We start from the raw sequence: 17,164 nt of genomic DNA, 5'->3' as shown, positions 1-17,164 counted from the left end.
ACGAACAGTCAGTCGGCGTCGTACGCGTTCTCGCCGGAGATCTCCAGCAGCGGGCCCGTCGGAGACTCCACGCCCCGCGTGAGATCCTTCAGACGACCCACCAGCGCGTCGTCCTGCAGTTCCGGCCCCCGATCGTGGACGGTCTTCGACACGATCTGACTCGCTGGGCCGATCAGGAACTTCGCCGAGACGACGGATCCGTCGTCCTCGCGAACCGGGATCTCGATGATCTCCGCACGTTCTTCGTCGCCCAGCGCGCGGCCGTAGGCCAGCAGGGCATCGGCGATCTCGTCGCCTGTGAGGAACTCTTCGCCGCCGTACATGATCAACTGCATGAGGCTGTTCTACGGCATCGACGGCCGAATCCCGCGCCCCTTGCCGGGGCGCGGAACTGCTGGTAGACAGCGCCAGGAGCGCTCAGGCGAGTAGCGTTGGCGCATGCCGGAACGTTCACAGGACACGAAGCGGCGATCGTCGGCCGGGCGGCTCAACCGGGATCTGATCGTCACGACGGCTCTCGCGCAGATCGACCGCGACGGGGCGTCGATCCTGTCGATGCGCTCACTGGCGCAGGAGCTGGGCGTCGAGGCGATGTCCCTGTACCGATACGTGCACGGCCGAGAGGATCTGCTGGAGGGCGTCGTCGCCCTGTTGATGGACGACCTCACGGCTAGCCTCGATGACGAGCTGAACGACCACTGGCAGGGCTTCCTGCAGACGGTGGCACATCGGGTGCGGCAGATCGCGATCGACCATCCGAGGGCGTTCCCCCTCATCGCCACGCGCCACCCGGCGGCACCGTGGCTGCGGCCACCGCTGCGCAGCGTCGAGGTGGTCGAGCTGTTCCTGAGCACGCTGATCGACCAGGGGTTCTCCGACCAGCAGGCCGTCGACACCTATCGGTCCTTCAGCAGCTTCCTCCTCGGTCAGCTGCTGCTCGAGGCCGCTGTGCGGGGCGCCGAGATCAGTCCGCTCGATGAGCCGCTCGACGAGGGCGGCGCCGACGTCCCGGAGGGCGACGGGCAGGAGGACGTGGACGATGACGCACAGATCGTGCGGCTGCGACCCCTGCTGAGCGAGGACCGCAGCGACGAGGAGTTCGAGGCCTCGCTCGAGAGCCTGCTCGATCGTCTCAGCGGGGAACTCTCGCAGTAGGCTTACACTGTCATCACACTTACGGTGTAAGCCTACGAAGCAGGAGCCGATACGCACGATGGGGCGATTCATCTACGAGGGCAGCGTCAAGACCGAGATCGAGGACCGCGCACTGACCCACCTTCAGCTGGTCATGACCGCCAAGCTCCGACGAGCGGAGCCGTTCAACTTCACCTGGCGCGAGGACCTGAGCGTCGGCGGCGGGCGCACGACCGTCTGGGTGCACGCGCGGAGTTCTCTCGTCTTCAAGTACAGCGGCAGCCGCCAGCCGGCGATCAACCGGGAGTGGATCGAGGCTCTCGCCTTCACCGCGAATGCGCCGAGCGGCCTGTACCTGGTGCCCGAGCCTGCAGAGCAGAGCGCGGCAGGCCGCGTCGACGTCCCGACCTGAGCGGGAGGCTTCAGCGCTCTGAGAGGATGATCGGATGATCACCGTTCACCTGCGCTATGAGATCGATCCCGACAAGCTCGAGGACTTCACCGAGTATGGACGAGCGTGGATCCGACTGGTGGGGAAGCACGGCGGTACCCACCACGGCTACTTCCTGCCGAGCGAAGGCGACAGCGACGAGGCCTTCGCGCTGTTCACGTTCCCTTCGCTCGCCGAGTACGAGGTCTACCGGAACGCCTCGAAGACCGACCCCGAGTGCGTGGAGGCGTTCGAATTCGCGCGCAGGACGCAGTGCATCCGCCGCTACGAGCGCCGCTTCCTCAGCCCCGTCTTCGACTGAGCCTGCTGACGGTCGACGCCTGGCGGGAGTTGCGCTCCGATCAAGACGCCTGGCTCTTCTCTAGCCCCACGGCCATGAACCCGCCGCGTTCATCGTCCACAGAGACTGCCAGCGTGATCATCTCGGCGTCACGTCCGAGCGCGACCTGCTTGACGCCAGATGAAATAGTTCATGCACCAAAAGATGACGTTGATCACGAGAACGAAGATCATCGATCCCGACATGGTCCAGACGCCCGTCGCCAGCAGGATGATCTCGAGGACCACGATCGGCGCCACGATGATCGTCGCGAACGCTGCGGGGCTGATCCGCTTCTTCGTCATCATTGGCAGCTGAATCCCCTCGGCCCCGCCAGGGGAATATGCGCATCTCACGATTGTTGGCACAGACGCCGTCGGCAACGATGATACCCACGATCATCGCGATGACCGCGGCGCCGACACCGCATCCGACACCCGATGCGAGAAGTTGATCGCGGAGCTCGACGAAGGCCTCTTCGAGCTCGGAAGAACTCCGCCCCGAAGCGATGCCTCGAGCAGTTCCTGACACTCGTGCCCCTGGCGGGTACCATCATTGGCGTGCCACGCTACGGGACTTACGCATGCAGATGACGACTTCCACGCCCTACAGCAAGTCATTCCAGCGCAGGCTGCGAGTGTTGTTCTCACCTGTTCGACTGAGCGTGCTCGTTGCCGCAATCGCATTCTGCGTCGTTCTGAACGTCGTCTACATCGGCAACGGAGGATCTCTTGAGTGGATGGGCCTCTTGTCCGTGATCCCGCTGCTTGCGTTCACCGGCTGGACGCTCACGACTGACTACTCGCACCGCCGCAGAGAGAAGACTCAGACGCGGTAGCGCGACTTCCTCTCGCGGAATCGATCGGTGTTCGTGCCCTAGGCGCCGCGCCTGACCGCCACCACCATCTCCTCGCCGCCTTCCAGGCTGGACCAGGAGGAAGCGTCGAGGTGAAGACCGAAACGAGCGACAACCTCGGTGATCATCCTCTGCACCCGCAAGGTGCCACTCTCCGTGAAGACGTCGTCGATCTCCACCTCGAACGCGTCGTAGGAGAGCGGTGCGCGCAGCGACTGGGCGTCCGCGGCGCCGATCAACTGCATCTGGCGCCGACCGGAGGCGTCGTTCTGGGCGAGCTCGCCGACCATCACGCGGAAGTGGTTGATGGCACGCTTGGCTGAGCCGCGCACGTCCTGCAGCATGGGAGCCGGCGCAGTGCCCTGGCTCGGGAACATCGGGTCCATGGCGGTGCCTTTCGGTGTCAATTCAGGATGCCATGTCCTGGCACGCCCGCGGGTGGGCTCAGAGTGGCGATCAGCGCGAGGCGGGCGAGATCTCGGCGAGGATACGGTCGAGAGTGCGCGTGACGGCGATGGTGGTCTTCGCGTCATGCCAGGGATGCTCACGCTGACCGGATTCGATGGCCGCGCTCACCGCCTCGAGCATCGGGCCGTAGCCGTTGCCCACCCGTGGATGCCGCACCTGCTCCGGCGCGCGGAAGATGCGCTCGGCCGAGCCGGCATGGACATGCGCATCGCTGCCCGCCCAGAACATCGGATCGAGCGTGATCCATCCGCGCTCACCGCTGATCGCAGCCGAGAGATCGAGGAACTCGACGCCCGACCAGGCAAGCTGCGCGAACGGCCCGCCGGAGTGTTCGAGCGTCGCGTGTCCGCTGAGATCGACGGCATCCGAGACGACACCACGTGCGTGAACACCCTCTGGCGTCCCGAGGAACCAGTGCGCCAGCGTGACGGGGTAGATGCCTCTGTCGCGCAGGATGCTGCCGCCGTCTTCCGGCCGCGACTTTCCCGGACGAGGAAAGAACGGTGTGCCGAAGCTCGCCCGCACGCTCCGGATCGCCCCGAGCTCTCCCCCGGCGATGCGGTCGATCAGTTCGACGTGCAGGGGGTTGAACCGCATCCACATCGCCTCCATGAGGAAGCGATCCGCTTCGGCCGCACGCGCGAACAGCAGCTCGGCGTCGGAGGCCGATGTCGCGATCGGCTTCTCGACCAGGACGTGCTTGCCTGCGTCGAGCGCCTCGAGCGTGATCTCGGTGTGGGTGTGCGCCGGGGTCGCGATGTAGACGACGTCGACATCGTCGCGGGAGAACAGCTCCGCGCGGTCGGCGGTCGCCGAGGGGATGCCGTGGCGTGAGGCGAAGTCCGACGCCCGGTCGGCGGTTCGACCCCACACAGCCGTGATCTCACCGTCGACGGCGAGCAGGTCGGCGACGAGCCGGTCGGAGATGTCGCCGGTGCCGACGATTCCCCACCTAGGCACGAGCCGGCTTCCGCTCTCTGATCGGCGCCACCGTGAGCGTCGCGAGCGCCACGAGCACGAGCGCTGCACCCCAGACCGCCTGGTAGCCGCCCGTCACCGAGACGACGACGGCAGCCAGCGCGGGCGCCAGCGCCTGGCCGAGGTTCATCGCGACGATGGCGAGTCCGAGATCCCGTCCGGCACGCGCAGGGTCGGGGAGCACGTCGATGAACATCGCGTTGTCGACCGGCAGGTATATGCCGAAGGCGAGGCCGGTGAGGACGACCTGAGCGAACAGGGCAGGCAGCGTCGGCGAGATCAACGGAATCGCCATGGACACCGCCATGAGGACGGAAGCGACGATGATGAACGGCTTGCGGCGCCCGAGGCGGTCGGAGAGCCGGCCCGAGATCGCGACGGCGATGAGCGTGAACGGGATTCCCGCGAGCCCCAGAATGGGCACCATCGCCGAAGCCTCCGCCGCGCTGAGCGCGGGGCGGACGTAGCTCTGCAGCATGTAGAGGTTGAGCACGGTCGAGGTGCTGTACCCGAAGAAGAAGAGTGCGCGCGAGATCCACAGCCACCGGTAGTTGCGGGCCTTGAGGGCGCTCGCGTAACCCAGCAGGAACGGCTTCCAGGCGAACGGCTCCCGCTCGACCTCGACCGAGGACTCGTCGCGGTTGCGCGTGACGAACAGGATCGTCGCGATGGCGACCAGAAGGCCGAGGATCAGATAGAAGTCCAGCCCGACGAGCCCGAACAGGGCGCCCGCGCCGATGCCGCCGATGATGCCGCCGATGATCGCACCCATGCTGGTCCACGACGTCACGCGGCCCCGGCGATCTCTCGGCACCCGGTCCGCCACCGTCGCCTGCAGTGGATTACCTGCGACGTTCAGCGCCAGTTCGGTCGCCGACCAGAGCACGACGAGGACCACGAGCGAGGGCGCATAGCGCACCGCCACGAGCAGGACGGCTCCGATCAGCCCGGCGTAGAGGATCCAGGGCGCACGGCGCCCGAGGCGGGAGCGCGTGCGGTCGGAGAGCACGCCGATCACCGGCTGGAGGACCATCACGATGATGGCGCTGGTCGTCGTGACGAGGGCGAGCCCGTTCGCCCGCGCCGCTTCGAAGTCGGAGAGCAGGGCGAGCTGTCTGGTCTGGTCGGCGTCAGGGGTGACCTCGCCGGAGGCGACGGCTCGCCCGAGCTCGGTCAGCGCCTGCAGGTCGACGCCGGCGTCGGCTCCGTGGAAGAACGAGCCGAACTCCAGCAGCTGGATCTGATTCGGCATGAGGATGCCGTTCGTCGCCGCCCAGACGGCCGACACGGCGAGCGACAGGAGCAGGTACCAGCGGATGTAGCGCGAGAGCGGCTTCTTCGCGTCGTAATGCACGGCCACGGTCGAGGTCCAGCGCGCGTCCTCGCCGGCCTCCTGCGTGATCGGCTCGCTCATGCGCGTGATCTCGCGTCGCTCCGGTGGATGGAGGGGGTACGCAGTGCATTCGACATCGAAGACTCCAGACCGTCTCGCTGCGGAGACAGTTCCATCAAAACAGATCGCAAAGAAAAAGGCAACCGATTGCCAGACGCAGAATACAGCGGCTGCCCCCCGGGTGCGACGGCCCTCAGAGCCGCGGGACCGGACCTGTGCTCCCCCGCACGACGAGCGTCGTCGCGAGAGGCTCGTCGCTCACCGGTTCGGTGGCGTCGCCCAGCGCTTCGAGCACCTTTCCCACCGCGCGTTCTCCCGCCAGCTGGAGCTGTGCACGCACGGTCGTCAGCGCAGGCACGATGAGCTCGCTGCCGAAGATGTCGTCGAACCCCGCGATGCTCAGATCGGCGGGGATGCGCATCCCCGCCGAAGACGCAGCCTGGATCAGACCGATCGCCATCAGATCGTTGAAGGCGATCGCAGCGGTGGCCCGCGACGCCTGCACTCGCCGCAGCGCCTCGCTTCCGCCGTCGATGGTCGGGCTGAGGGGTCCGATCTCGACCACGGCGATGCCTCGCCCCTCTGCGGCGTCGAGCAGCGTCTCCCACCGTCGGCGGCTGATCCACGACGTCTCCGGCCCGGAGAGGTACGCGATCGACGTATGCCCCAGGTCTGCGAGATGCGCGACGAGGTCCGAGACTCCCTGCTCCACCTCCGGAAGGACACCGACGACGCCGTCGACCTGTCGGTTGATGAGGATGACGGGTTTGCGGTCGGCCAATCGCGTGATGCGCTCATCACCGAGACGGGTCGTCGCGAGGATCAGCCCGTCGACGCTCGGGAGGATCCGCGAGACCGCTTCGGCCTCCGCCTCGCCCGACTCCTGCGACTCGGCGATCACCAGCGTGTAGCCGGCAGCCGCGGCGGTGTGCTCCGCACCGCGGACGATCCCGAAGATCACCGGGTTCGTGATGTCCGCGACCATCAGGCCGATGGTGTGGCTGCGCCCCGTCGGCAGCGCCCGCGCCATCGGGTTGAACTGGAAGTCCAGTCGATCGGCCGCAGCGCGGATCTTCTCCTCGGTCTTCTTGCTGATCCGCCCCGGCTTGCTCAGCGCCCGGGAGACGGTCGACGGGTTCACGCCCGCGAGCTCGGCGATGTCGTAGATGGTGGCGGCGCCGTTGCGTCGCCGGATGCGCTCCGCGATCTCGCCGGGCAGTTCGTCGTCCATGGATCCTCCCGCCTCCCAGCGTGTCATGAGCGACGCGATTCGACGCGGTCGGCGGGGAAACACCCGGTCGCGTCGCGGCCGGCACCGTCGAGGAGGCGGCGCCGGCCCGCGACGCCCACCTCCGCCTCCTCGACGGTCATCGGATGCTCCTGTGCGCGACGGCGGCCGGTCAGGCGTCGGCGCCGGGCTTGCGTCCGTCGAGTCCGCGCCAGCGCTGCCGCAACGCGAACGCTGCGGCCTTCGGTCGACGCTCGCGCGTGAAGATGCCCTTGCGGTTGCCCCCGACACGGTGCAGTCCGTTGGTGGTGGCGAAGTCCGCGAAGTTCCAGATCTGCTCGCCCACGAACTGCGGGAAGCGATCGAAGACACGGTGGTACATCGCGAGCAGGTCGGTCTGGTACTCCTCGGTCCACACCTGGTCCCATACCGAATGCAGACCAGGCATGGTGTCGGCACCGTACTCGAGCATCATGATCGGCTTGCCGGTGCGATCGATCCAGCCCTGGATGTCACCCTGCAGATACATCTCCGCCGTCGCGAGATCGCCGGCGTTGATGTACCAGCCGTAGTAGCGGTTGAGGCTCACGACGTCGAACAGATCGATGATCTGATCGTTCTTGAAGGTCGCGAACATGACCATCGAGTACGTGATCGGCCGCGTCGGGTCGAGTTGACGCACCAGGTTCACGAGGGGTTCGAAGTACTCGCGCGCCCCGTCTTCGTTCGACGCGGGCTCGTTCGCGATGCACCACAGCACCACGGACGGGTGGTTCTTGTCGCGCCCGATGAGCTCGCGCAGGTGCTGTGCGTGCGCGGCCTGCGTCTCAGCACCCGCATACTGCTCGGAGAAGGTCGGGAAGGGAGGCGTGCCACTGAGTCCGCCGACGACGCCCATGTTGAGCCCGACCGCGGCGGTCTCGTCGATGACCAGGATGCCGTGACGATCGGCGAAGTCGAGAACTTCCTCGGCATACGGGTAGTGCGAGGTGCGGAACGAGTTGGCGCCGGTCCATTCCATGAGCTGGAAGTCGTGCACCATGTAGGCGTCGTCGTGCCCCTTGCCGCGGACGAACGTGTCCTCGTGCTTGCCGAAGCCCGTGAAGTAGAACGGTTCGCCGTTGACGAGGAACTCCTCGCCACGCACCTCGACCGTGCGCACCCCGACCGCGAGCGCGTAGGTGTCGAGCACGTCCTCGCCGTCGACGGCGTCGACCGTCAATTCGTAGAGATGGGCGGCGCCGGGCTTCCAGAGCACGACGTCGTCGATCTGCAGGCGACCCTCCGACCCGGATGCCGTCGCCACGACGGTGCCGGCGGCATCCGCCAGACGGACGCGGACGTCGGCGCCGCCGACGGTCTCGACGCGGTAGTCGACGAACCCGGTGGAGCCGTCGAAGGTCGTCACCACGGTGACGTCGTCGACGTGCACCTGCGGGAGCGAGTAGAGCGACACGGAGCGGGCGAGTCCCGCGTAGTTGTAGAAGTCGTGGAAGTACGTCTGCGTCTTGCCGCCCGTCATGCCGACCTCGATCTTGCCCGGCGGGATGGTGATGTTCGTCAGATCAGGGCTCACCGCCACCGTGAGGCGGAACGCGGCCCCGGGTCTCACGGCATCCGTGACGTCGATGTCGAACGGCGTGTAGCCGCCGACATGCCCGCCGACGAGCTGGTCGTCGACGTAGACCTTGGCCGAATGGGTCGCCGCGTCGAAACGCAGGAGGATGCGCTCCCCCGTCCAGCCGCGCGGCACCTGGACCGACCGCTGGTAGTACACCCAGCCGACGTGGTCGCGGATCGCGGGATCGGTGAAGAGATCGTTGTAGCTCGCGGGAACGGCCGCTTCGAGCGGGGTGTCCAGAACGGACGACCACGGCTCCTCCGGGAGGCGGGAGTCGATCGCGAACTTCCAGACGCCGTCGAGCTTGACGAGGTCACGGGTCGCGGTGGCGATGGGCTTGAGCATCAAGGGCCTTTCGTGCGCTTCTTTGCGTTTCTCGGTCTTCAGTACAGCAGAGTTCGACGGAAATGGCAACCGATTGCCATTCATATGGTCTCCCCGGCGTCCGCGAGGAGCGTGCTCCCTGTCATCACCATCGAGAGATCGCTCGCGCAGAACAGCACGACGCGCGCGATGTCGTCCGGCGTGCCCTGGCGCCCGATCAGGCTGTGCGACATCGCGGACGGCATCGTGGAGAGATCGATACCCGCCGCCGCCATCTGCTCCATGGCCGCGGCCGCCATCGCCATGTTGCCCTCGGTCGGCACGTAGCTGGGAGCGACGCCGAGGACGCGGATGCCCTGTGGCGCGAGCTCCAGCGCGAGCTGTTTCGTGAGCCCCCGCACGGCGTGCTTCGACGACACGTAGGCCGACAGGCCCGGAGCGGTTCCGCGGAACCCCGCGGTCGACACGATGTTGACGACGACGCCGCCCTGCGGCATCCGACGCGCCGCCTCGCGCGCGCCGTTGCGCACACCGCGCGTGTTGACCGCGAAGACCTGCTCCCAGGTCTCATCGCTCATCTCGATCAGGGACTGGCTGGGGAAGATCCCGGCGTTGTTGACCCAGATGTCCGGGGCGCCGACGGCAGTGGCGGCGGAATCCGTCGCCACTGCCACCGATCCGGCGTCGGTGACATCCATGCGCACGCCCACCGTCGGCACCGCGAAGCGCGCGGCGATCTCCTCCGCCGCCGCTTCGGAGCGACCCTCGTCGAGGTCGGCGATCACGATGCTCGCTCCGGCTTCGGCGAGTCGATCGGCGATGGCCCGGCCGAGGCCCTGCGCGCCTCCCGTGACGAGGGCGGTGCGACCGGTCAGGTCGAGCAGCGAGGCGAGCGGGTTCGACGAGACGTCGGGGAAGGGGAAGGACATCAGTGCTCCGTTTCGAGAGGGCCGGGCGCTCAGCGGACGCTGCGCACCGAGAGAGTGATGAGGAGGCCGCCGGCGAAAGCGAGCGCAGCCGCGAGGAGGTACAGCGCGGTGAAGTTCTCCGCGCCGGCGCCGATCGCCAGCACCGCCCCGCCGAGGACCGGCGCGAAGACACCAGGGATCTTCTGCGCGAAGAGGGCGATGGCCATGTACCTCCCCGCTTCCCGCTCGCGATCGGGCAGCACGTCGAGCAGCAGCGCCTGAGCGACGGCCGAGAAGGTGGCGATGCCGAGGGAGTTCAGCAGGGTGCCGACCATGAGCGTCGGCAGATCGTGCGCGAACGCCGAGACGCCGCATCCGGCGGCGAACAGGGAGGCACCCGTGAGGATGAACGGCTTGCGCCTGCCCACCCGGTCGCTCAGCCACCCGCCGCCGAGAGAGCCGACGGTGGCGGTGACGATGCTCGACGCCGAGACGATCGCGAGCACGCCGGCGACGTCCGGCACGCGCAGCTCCAGCCGCTGGGCGACGAAGAAGACCGTGAAGCTGGTGGTGAGGGTGAGGCCGGAGAAGAAGATGAAGCGGCCGAGCCAGTTCCAGGCGAAGTCCGGGGCCGTTCGCGGGTCGAAGCCGTAGCTGCGCAGCAGTCCGCCGACGGTGAGTCGCCGCTCGAACACCATCCCCCGGCTGTCGGGGTCGCGCACGACGGCGAGGAAGGCGATCACCAGCACGACGCCGATCAGCGCGGGGAGCGCGAAGACCACGAGAACCTGATCACGGAAGAATCCGACGAGGATGATGCCGACGACGGGCGCGACCTGCATCGTCACGCCCGTGAGACCGGACACGCGCCCGCGTTGGTGCGGCGGCAGGCGATCCGCCTGCCAGTTGCCGAGCGAGGCGGCCGCCGTTCCCCATCCGACCGTCGAGAGCGTCCATCCGATCGTGAGGACGGCGAGACTCGGAGCGAGCGCCATGATCGGCACCGACACCGCGCCGATGAGCAGACCGATCACCGTGAAGGGGCGCCGGCGCCCCCAGCGGCTTCGCAGCCGGTCACTGAGGATGCCGGTGAGCGGAGCGAGCACGAGCGTCGCTGCCGAGCCGACGGCGAGCACCAGACCCAGCGCCTCGGTGCGATCGGGAGCCAGTTGGTCCAGCCGCACGGCCAGCGAGTACGCCATCGGCACGATCATCGCCATGCCCGCACCGAACGTCGCGGCGACGAGCAGCACGATCGAACGCAGCCGGACGTCACCCGTGCGGGCGTCGGATGCCTCGGGTGCCGTCAGGGCGGGTACCGAGCCCGTGGCCGGGGGCTGCGGGAGCGCGAGGTTGCCCTCGGGAACGCGCCCCGCAGCCCCCGCGGAGCTCTCGCCCCGGGGGTCGTCGACGTCGACGGTCATGAACTCGGCCTCTGCGTGCGGCGCCGCTCAGCTCAGACCGTTGCGCTTCGCGACCTCGCCGAGCCAGCCGAGGCTCGGCTTCGGCGTGCGCACGAACGTCTCACGGTCCACGGCGATGAGGCCGAAGGTCGGGGCCCAGTGCCCCCACTCGAAGTTGTCGAGGAGCGTCCAGTGCAGGTATCCGCGCACGTCGATGCCCTCGTCGACGGTGTCGACGAGTCCGCGCAGCGCGGCATCCGTGTAGCGGATCCGCTGGGTGTCGTCAGCGGTCGCGATGCCGTTCTCGGTCACGATGACGGTGACACCCTCCGAGACCTCCCACGCGTGGCGCACGGCCATGGCCAGCGAGTCGGGGCGGAATGCCGTGCCGACCAGCGTGTTGTCGGGGTGCGGCGGATGCGGGACGAGGCCGTCCGCATCGACCTCCTGGGAGGAGTACGCCTGCACTCCGACGAAGTCGTCGCCCCGGGATCCCTCCCAGTAGACGTCCTCCTTGCCGTAGCGGATCTGCCGGAGCTTCTCCTCGCCGCCCGGCGCTGCCGTGAGCGCGCCCGCGGCGATGGTCCAGCCCACCTTCGCGTTCGTGCGCGCACGCACGATCTCGCGGGCGGCGTGGTGGATCTCGACGAAGGCGCGACCGATCGCGGGGTCGGCGTCCTGCAGGAAGGCGCCGTGCTGCTTCTTCTCGAGGCTCTTCTCCTCGCCGCCCTCGCGCTCGGCGTCGCTCTCGACGGTCGGGCTCTGCCACTGGCCGCCCTGCGTCTCGGCCATCCGGCGCATCGCGGTCATGATGGCCGCCTGCATGTTCGGCTCGTTCATGGTCGCGACCCATTCGACGCCGTCGAGGATCGTCGTGGCCTCGGTCACGAAGCGGAGGAAGCGGTCCTTGGCCGCCGGCGACGTCCACGCGCCGTCGTTCGCGAACCAGCGGGGCGTGGTGAAGTGCTGCAGTGTGACGAAGGGCACCACTCCGCGGGAGAAGCAGTACTCGATCACGCGACGGTAGTGGGCGAGCTCGGCCCGCGAGAAATGCCCCTCCACCGGCTCGATGCGCGACCACTCGAGACTGAATCGGTAGGTCGTCAGACCGGCGTCGGCCAGCAGCTCGATGTCCTCGCGGTACCGGTGGTAGCTGTCGACGGCGTCACCGGAGAGCTCCATGCCGGGCATCGTCAGCTCGCGCTCCCACCAGTCGCTGTTGACGTTGTTGCCTTCGATCTGGTGTCCGGCGGTGGCGGCACCCCAGAGGAAGCCGGTGGGGAAGTTCGTCATTGAGGGATCCTCTCGATCGGAGCAATCGTGACAACCGATTGCCATGCTCACGGTAGCATAAATTAGTAAGCGCTCACTATTTTTGATGGCAGGAGGCCTCGATGGTCCAGTACGCCAAGACCGCGGCCGTGCGCCGCGGCATCCTCGACGCGTGCTTGACGATCTTCGGCGAGTCCGGATTCCATGGGGCGTCGATGGCCGAGATCGCACGTCGGGCGGGCATCAGCCACACCGGGCTCCTGCATCACTTCCCCCGCAAGGAAGACCTCCTCATGGCGGTGCTCGAGTTGCAGGATGAGCGCAGCGCCGACTACCTCGCCCGCAACGCGGTCCTCGACGCCGGCGCTGATCCCCTTGATGTCCTCCGCGGCATGGCCACCACCCTGATCGAGAGGGACCAGCGAGTGGGCCTGGTCGAGCTGAGCGCCGTGCTCACCGGAGAGGCCACAGCGACCGGCCACCCGGCGCATGACTACTTCGCCACGCGCTACCGCCACATCCGCTCCTTCATGACACGGCTGTTCACTCGCCTCGGCGACGAGGGCCGCCTGTCGACGGATCTCTCGCCGACGCATCTCGCGGCACTCACGATCGCCGCCACCGACGGGCTGCACACGCAGTGGCTGTTCGATCGCGCGGCGATCGACGTCGACGGGTGCGTCACATCGCTGATGTCGTCGTTCGTGCCCGAGCTGCGCCCTCGCCCGCGGGAGTGATCAGGCCGGGAGACCGCCCTCATATGCGAACCGCCGGACGACGACCCCCTCGCCGAGCGCCTCGACACCGATCACCCGTCCGGTGAATCCGCCGGCCACCTCGGTCGACAGGTAGCGGCCGTCGATGCTCGCCAGTTCGACGAAGCCCTCGGCAGACGCGTAGCCCGCCCGCAGCAGATCGGGTCCGCGACGTGCGCCGCGCTCGGCCTCGAACTCCGTGGCCCTGATCTCGAGCACCGCGTCCGCCGGCGCCGCCGCACGTGCGACGACGTCGCTGAGCGGGCCGATCACGACACGCACCCGCACCTCGGCATCGATCCTCTCGACCAGCACCTGATGCGCGTCGTCGATGCGGACGGAGAGCGCGACATCGCCCGTCGCCCGCACGCGCGCCGACCAGAGCTCATCCTCGGCCCGCACCGCGAGCAGCCGTTCGGCGCTCGTGGTGAGCGGGTCGCGTCCTCGCGCGAGGCGCAGACCATCGGCGCCCGGGTGAGCGAAGGACGACGGGGAGACTCCGGGCGAGATCCACCGCGGATGCAGCGCCTCGCCGTCGAACTCGTCGACGAACGCGGACGTCGCGGGTGGGACGTCGTAGCGCGCCTCGTCGATGACCGGCCAGCCGTCGACCCAGTCGACGCCCGCGAGGAAGGTCTCACGGCCGTTCGTGTGCCACCGGGGAAAGGTGCCCCGGGGACGCGTCGCGAGGAAGACGAGAGCCCACGAGCCGTCCGCGAGCTCGACGAGGTCGGAGTGTCCGGTCGACTGCACGGCTGCGCTCGTGCTGCGGTGGGTGAGGATCGGGTTGCTCGGCGCGGGCTCGAACGGGCCGTCGATGTCCGGCGACCGCGCGATCGTCACCATGTGCCCCGGTCCGGTCCCGCCTTCCGCGACGAGGAGGTACCACCACTCGCCACGGCGGATCAGATGAGGCCCCTCCGCATGCGCGCCACCGGTTCCTGCCCACAGCGAGCGCGGCTCGGAGAGCACCTGGCCGGTGAGCGGGTCGATCACCGCCTGCGAGATGCCGCCGCGCATCACGTCGCTCCAGGTCACGAAGCAGGTGCCCTCATCATCCCAGGCGATGTCGGGATCGATGCCGATGAGACCTGCGACGCGCACGGGCTCGCTCCACGGCCCCGTGGGAGCGTCGGCGTGCACGAGGATGTGTCCGTGAGCCACCTCGTGGATGTTCGTCGTGATCATCCAGAACCGGCCGTCGTGGTGGCGCAGGGTCGGGGCGTAGATCCCCCCGCTGGCGCCCGCGACGCCTGTGCGCACGTCGAGGTGCTCCGGTCGATCGAGGATGTTGCCGAGCTGCGTCCACGAGATCAGGTCGCGCGAGTGGAACAGCGGGACTCCCGGCGAGTACTCGAAGCTCGAGTGGGCGAGGTAGTAGTCCTCGCCGACGCGGCAGATCGAGGGGTCGGGGTGATAGCCGGGGATGATCGGATGCTGCGTCATGATGCGGCCGCCACTCGTTGGCGCTCCTGTCTGCGTTCGCGCTGCCGTGCGGGGTCGGCGACGGGCGCTGCGAGGAGCAGCTTCCGGGTGTAGGGGTGATCCGGAGTCGAGGTGACGTGCTCGGCCGAGCCCGTCTCGACCAGGTCTCCGCGATACAGCACGGCCACGCGGTGACTGATGTGACGGACGACCGAGAGGTCGTGGGAGACGAAGAGATAGGCGACACCCGTCGCTCGCTGGATCTCGACGAACAGGTCGAGCACTCGGGCCTGCGTCGAGAGGTCCAGCGCCGACACCGGCTCGTCGCACACGATCAGACGAGGCTGGGGAGCGAGCGCCCGGGCGATCGCGACCCGCTGACGCTGACCGCCCGAGAACTCCCGGGGCAGCCGCTCGACGGCATCCGATGGCAGCCCCACCTGGTCGAGCAGGGTCTTCACCCGCGCCCGGGCGTCCTTCGCCGTCGCGCCCTGGATGACCAGCGGCTCGGCGAGGATGTCGCCGATCGTCATCGAGGGGTTCAGCGAGGTGTACGGATCCTGGAACACCACCTGGATGTCGCGGGCGAGCCTCCGACGCTCACGGGCGTGGATGCCGGCGATCGACGTGCCGTCGAACCGGATGTCGCCCCCTGACGGATTCACGAGACCCAGCACGGCTCGTCCGATCGTGGTCTTCCCCGATCCGGATTCGCCGACCAGCCCCAGGGTCTCCCCCGGCGCCACGCTCAACGAGACGCCGTGCAGGACTTCCACCGGCTTCGCGCGCCATCCCCGACCGGGGAAGGAGACGCGAAGCTCATCGACCTCGAGCAGACTCATGGCCGGTTCCCTTCCTCAGAGGTCGTGACGGGCGGATCCGTGCGGACCGCACTCTCGTCGAGGATCGCGCCGAGCAGCATCTTCGTGTACTCGTGCGTGGGGTGCGAGAACACCTCGGCAGCCGTGCCCGCTTCGACGATCACGCCGTTCTGCATCACGGCGATGCGGTCGCAGAGGTCGGCGACGACGCCGAAATTATGCGTGACCAGGAGGATCGCCATGTCGAGCTCGGACTGCAGGTCGCGCAGCAGGTCGAGGATCTCGGCCTGTACGGTGACATCCAGCGCCGTCGTGGGTTCGTCGGCGATCAGGAGCTTCGGCCGACTCGCGACGGCCCCTGCGATCAGCACGCGCTGGGCCATCCCGCCGGAGATCTGATGCGGATAGGAGTCGAACGTGCGCTGCGGATCGGCGATCCCGACACGCTCGAGGAGCGCGAGCACGCGGGCCGTCGCCTCTGCGCGGGTCACTCCGAGCGCCGAGCGCACGCCCTCGATCAGCTGCGCGCCGACCTTGTAGGACGGGTCGAGGTTCGACATGGGCTCCTGCGGGATGTAGGCGATCTGCTTTCCCCGCAGCGGACGCATCTGGGCGTCCGTCAGCCCGACGAGCTCGCGCCCGTCGAAACGGATCGACCCGCGGGTGATCACCGCCTCGTTGGGCAGCACACCGAGCGAGGCGAACGCCGTCTGCGACTTCCCCGATCCGGATTCACCGACCAGACCGACGATCTGCCCGCGGGCGATCGACAGGTCGACGCCGCGGACGACCTCGTTGAGGCCGCCGCTCGGCCCCGGGTAGGCGATCGCGAGATCGCTGATCTCGAGCAGCCCGGTCCGTGCGGCTGTCGCCTCTCCGGCGCTGTCGAGCACACGCTGGCCGCGTCCGACCTTGGCGGGTTTCGGCATGGAGCCCTCGAGGATGTCGCGCAGAGCGTTGCCGAGCAGCACGAGCGACGCCGTGATGATCCCGAGCAGAAGGCTCGGCCACAGGAACTGCGTCGGTGCGATGTAGAGGTTGCGGAATCCCGACGAGATCATCGAGCCGAAGCTCGGGATCTGCAGAGAGCCGACACCGAGGAAGGCGAGACCGGACTGCACGGCGATCGCGGAGCCGGCCAGGAAGGCGGCGGCGATGATGATCGGCCCTCGGATGACGAAGAGCACGTGGCGGCCGAGGATGCGCAGGTTGCCGAGTCCCGACACTCGCGCGGCATCGACGTACAGCTCGTTCTTCACTCCCAGCACGAGGTTGCGCACGATCCGGTAGATGCCCGGCGACAGCAGGACTCCGAAGATCAGCATCGTGAAGCGGTAGTCGCCACCGGTCACCGGCATCAGGATGATCAGCAGCAGGATGCCGGGGAACGTCATGACGAGGTTGAACAGCCACTCGGTCGTCGCTCGTGTCACGGTTCCGAAGTAGCCGCCGATGAGTCCGGCGACGACACCGACGGCCAGGGCGACACCGGCGCCGATCAGCGCCGAGATGGCTGCGGTGTTGATCGAGTGGAGCAGGCGCGACAGGATGTCGCGCCCGGCCTCGTCAGCGCCGAGCAGATACCCGGGCGTGCCGACCGGCGCGTTGATCATCGCGAGCTCGGCGTCGTTCGGGCCGTGCGGTGCCAGCCACGGTGTGAGGAGTCCGAGGAGGAAGATCACGGCGAGGAGCCCGAGCGTCACGACGGCCTGCGGATCGCGCAGGATGCGGCGCCAGGTCGACGTCCGCGCCTTGGCCGCGTTGTCGAGGGTGACGAGCAGCTCGGTGCTGGGCGTCGTCACCGTGCG

The 17,164-nt window shown here is 68.1% G+C and carries 17 protein-coding genes; 4 read left to right on the top strand and 13 right to left on the bottom strand.

Going from position 1 to position 17,164, the window contains the following annotated elements; all coding sequences use genetic code 11:
- Positions 1 to 8: 8 nt before the first annotated feature.
- Positions 9 to 335, bottom strand: a complete 327-nt coding sequence (locus tag ABS642_RS18665) for a hypothetical protein (RefSeq protein ID WP_282216037.1) — start codon at positions 333 to 335, stop codon at positions 9 to 11.
- A 103-nt stretch (positions 336 to 438) separates the two neighbouring features.
- On the opposite strand from ABS642_RS18665, the gene ABS642_RS18660 reads away from it, so the two are divergent.
- The 3 genes from ABS642_RS18660 to ABS642_RS18650 are packed head-to-tail and all read left to right on the top strand — an operon-like array spanning position 439 to position 1,886.
- Complete coding sequence (locus ABS642_RS18660) at positions 439 to 1,155, top strand: TetR/AcrR family transcriptional regulator C-terminal domain-containing protein (RefSeq protein ID WP_282216036.1); 717 nt, start codon at positions 439 to 441, stop codon at positions 1,153 to 1,155.
- 58 nt (positions 1,156 to 1,213) lie between these two features.
- Positions 1,214 to 1,546 (top strand): ATP-dependent DNA ligase, encoded by a 333-nt coding sequence (locus ABS642_RS18655; RefSeq protein ID WP_282216035.1) that lies wholly within the window; start codon positions 1,214 to 1,216, stop codon positions 1,544 to 1,546.
- 34 nt (positions 1,547 to 1,580) lie between these two features.
- Positions 1,581 to 1,886, top strand: coding sequence for an NIPSNAP family protein (locus ABS642_RS18650; protein ID WP_350351309.1), 306 nt, complete (start codon positions 1,581 to 1,583; stop codon positions 1,884 to 1,886).
- A 128-nt stretch (positions 1,887 to 2,014) separates the two neighbouring features.
- Here the strand turns inward: ABS642_RS18650 and ABS642_RS18645 are convergent, their stop codons facing one another.
- From ABS642_RS18645 to ABS642_RS18605, 9 genes are all read right to left on the bottom strand, one after another.
- The gene (locus ABS642_RS18645) at positions 2,015 to 2,209 is read right to left on the bottom strand and encodes a hypothetical protein (protein WP_350351308.1); all 195 of its coding nucleotides are present in this window, start codon (positions 2,207 to 2,209) and stop codon (positions 2,015 to 2,017) included.
- Positions 2,210 to 2,780: 571 nt separating this feature from the next.
- On the bottom strand, positions 2,781 to 3,104 hold the full coding sequence (locus tag ABS642_RS18640) for a hypothetical protein (RefSeq protein WP_350351307.1): 324 nt from the start codon (positions 3,102 to 3,104) through the stop codon (positions 2,781 to 2,783).
- A gap of 112 nt (positions 3,105 to 3,216) precedes the next feature.
- Positions 3,217 to 4,188, bottom strand: coding sequence for a Gfo/Idh/MocA family oxidoreductase (locus ABS642_RS18635; RefSeq protein WP_350351306.1), 972 nt, complete (start codon positions 4,186 to 4,188; stop codon positions 3,217 to 3,219).
- Complete coding sequence (locus ABS642_RS18630) at positions 4,181 to 5,620, bottom strand: MFS transporter (protein WP_350351305.1); 1,440 nt, start codon at positions 5,618 to 5,620, stop codon at positions 4,181 to 4,183. The genes ABS642_RS18635 and ABS642_RS18630 overlap by 8 nt, the downstream gene beginning before the upstream one ends.
- Before the next feature lie 172 nt (positions 5,621 to 5,792).
- Positions 5,793 to 6,830: a LacI family DNA-binding transcriptional regulator gene (locus ABS642_RS18625; protein ID WP_350351304.1), complete on the bottom strand. Its 1,038-nt coding sequence runs from the start codon at positions 6,828 to 6,830 to the stop codon at positions 5,793 to 5,795.
- Between the two features lie 169 nt (positions 6,831 to 6,999).
- Positions 7,000 to 8,793 carry a beta-glucuronidase gene (uidA, locus tag ABS642_RS18620; protein WP_350351303.1) on the bottom strand — a complete coding sequence of 598 codons (1,794 nt, stop codon included), beginning with the start codon at positions 8,791 to 8,793 and terminating at the stop codon, positions 7,000 to 7,002.
- Positions 8,794 to 8,873: 80 nt separating this feature from the next.
- Positions 8,874 to 9,701 (bottom strand): SDR family oxidoreductase, encoded by an 828-nt coding sequence (locus tag ABS642_RS18615; RefSeq protein WP_282216019.1) that lies wholly within the window; start codon positions 9,699 to 9,701, stop codon positions 8,874 to 8,876.
- A 29-nt stretch (positions 9,702 to 9,730) separates the two neighbouring features.
- A complete protein-coding gene (locus tag ABS642_RS18610) occupies positions 9,731 to 11,104 on the bottom strand; it encodes an MFS transporter (protein ID WP_350351302.1) in 1,374 nt (457 codons plus the stop codon).
- A gap of 27 nt (positions 11,105 to 11,131) precedes the next feature.
- Positions 11,132 to 12,376, bottom strand: coding sequence for a family 1 glycosylhydrolase (locus ABS642_RS18605; RefSeq protein WP_350351301.1), 1,245 nt, complete (start codon positions 12,374 to 12,376; stop codon positions 11,132 to 11,134).
- 101 nt (positions 12,377 to 12,477) lie between these two features.
- Between ABS642_RS18605 and ABS642_RS18600 the strand changes: the two genes are divergently transcribed.
- Positions 12,478 to 13,092, top strand: a complete 615-nt coding sequence (locus tag ABS642_RS18600; protein ID WP_350351300.1) for a TetR/AcrR family transcriptional regulator — start codon at positions 12,478 to 12,480, stop codon at positions 13,090 to 13,092.
- On the opposite strand, the gene ABS642_RS18595 is transcribed toward ABS642_RS18600, so the two are convergent.
- From ABS642_RS18595 to ABS642_RS18585, 3 genes are read right to left on the bottom strand one after another with little or no spacing between them, the layout of a single operon-like run.
- Positions 13,093 to 14,556, bottom strand: coding sequence for a family 43 glycosylhydrolase (locus ABS642_RS18595; RefSeq protein ID WP_350351299.1), 1,464 nt, complete (start codon positions 14,554 to 14,556; stop codon positions 13,093 to 13,095).
- Positions 14,553 to 15,377 (bottom strand): ATP-binding cassette domain-containing protein, encoded by an 825-nt coding sequence (locus ABS642_RS18590; protein WP_350351298.1) that lies wholly within the window; start codon positions 15,375 to 15,377, stop codon positions 14,553 to 14,555. The genes ABS642_RS18595 and ABS642_RS18590 overlap by 4 nt, the downstream gene beginning before the upstream one ends.
- A complete protein-coding gene (locus tag ABS642_RS18585) occupies positions 15,374 to 17,158 on the bottom strand; it encodes a dipeptide/oligopeptide/nickel ABC transporter permease/ATP-binding protein (RefSeq protein ID WP_350351297.1) in 1,785 nt (594 codons plus the stop codon). Before ABS642_RS18585 ends, ABS642_RS18590 begins: the two co-directional genes overlap by 4 nt.
- Between the last annotated feature and the right edge of the window lie 6 nt (positions 17,159 to 17,164).

Origin of the sequence: Microbacterium sp. A8/3-1 (assembly GCF_040267695.1) — a bacterium.
Taxonomy (GTDB): domain Bacteria; phylum Actinomycetota; class Actinomycetes; order Actinomycetales; family Microbacteriaceae; genus Microbacterium; species Microbacterium luteolum.
The sequence above is the reverse complement of the archived record's forward strand: the minus strand, read 5'-3'. Positions and strand labels throughout refer to the sequence as shown.

Excerpts from the sequence above, each read along its gene's own strand:
- ABS642_RS18610 (WP_350351302.1), bottom strand. The coding sequence starts at position 11,104 with ATGACCGTCGACGTCGACGACCCCCGGGGCGAGAGCTCCGCGGGGGCT.
- ABS642_RS18595 (WP_350351299.1), bottom strand. The coding sequence starts at position 14,556 with ATGACGCAGCATCCGATCATCCCCGGCTATCACCCCGACCCCTCGATC.
- ABS642_RS18655 (WP_282216035.1), top strand. The coding sequence starts at position 1,214 with ATGGGGCGATTCATCTACGAGGGCAGCGTCAAGACCGAGATCGAGGAC.
- ABS642_RS18590 (WP_350351298.1), bottom strand. The coding sequence starts at position 15,377 with ATGAGTCTGCTCGAGGTCGATGAGCTTCGCGTCTCCTTCCCCGGTCGG.
- ABS642_RS18645 (WP_350351308.1), bottom strand. The coding sequence starts at position 2,209 with ATGACGAAGAAGCGGATCAGCCCCGCAGCGTTCGCGACGATCATCGTG.
- ABS642_RS18640 (WP_350351307.1), bottom strand. The coding sequence starts at position 3,104 with ATGCTGCAGGACGTGCGCGGCTCAGCCAAGCGTGCCATCAACCACTTC.
- ABS642_RS18665 (WP_282216037.1), bottom strand. The coding sequence starts at position 335 with ATGCAGTTGATCATGTACGGCGGCGAAGAGTTCCTCACAGGCGACGAG.
- ABS642_RS18660 (WP_282216036.1), top strand. The coding sequence starts at position 439 with ATGCCGGAACGTTCACAGGACACGAAGCGGCGATCGTCGGCCGGGCGG.
- ABS642_RS18605 (WP_350351301.1), bottom strand. The coding sequence starts at position 12,376 with ATGACGAACTTCCCCACCGGCTTCCTCTGGGGTGCCGCCACCGCCGGA.
- ABS642_RS18600 (WP_350351300.1), top strand. The coding sequence starts at position 12,478 with ATGGTCCAGTACGCCAAGACCGCGGCCGTGCGCCGCGGCATCCTCGAC.
- ABS642_RS18650 (WP_350351309.1), top strand. The coding sequence starts at position 1,581 with ATGATCACCGTTCACCTGCGCTATGAGATCGATCCCGACAAGCTCGAG.
- ABS642_RS18630 (WP_350351305.1), bottom strand. The coding sequence starts at position 5,620 with ATGAGCGAGCCGATCACGCAGGAGGCCGGCGAGGACGCGCGCTGGACC.
- uidA (WP_350351303.1), bottom strand. The coding sequence starts at position 8,793 with ATGCTCAAGCCCATCGCCACCGCGACCCGTGACCTCGTCAAGCTCGAC.
- ABS642_RS18615 (WP_282216019.1), bottom strand. The coding sequence starts at position 9,701 with ATGTCCTTCCCCTTCCCCGACGTCTCGTCGAACCCGCTCGCCTCGCTG.
- ABS642_RS18625 (WP_350351304.1), bottom strand. The coding sequence starts at position 6,830 with ATGGACGACGAACTGCCCGGCGAGATCGCGGAGCGCATCCGGCGACGC.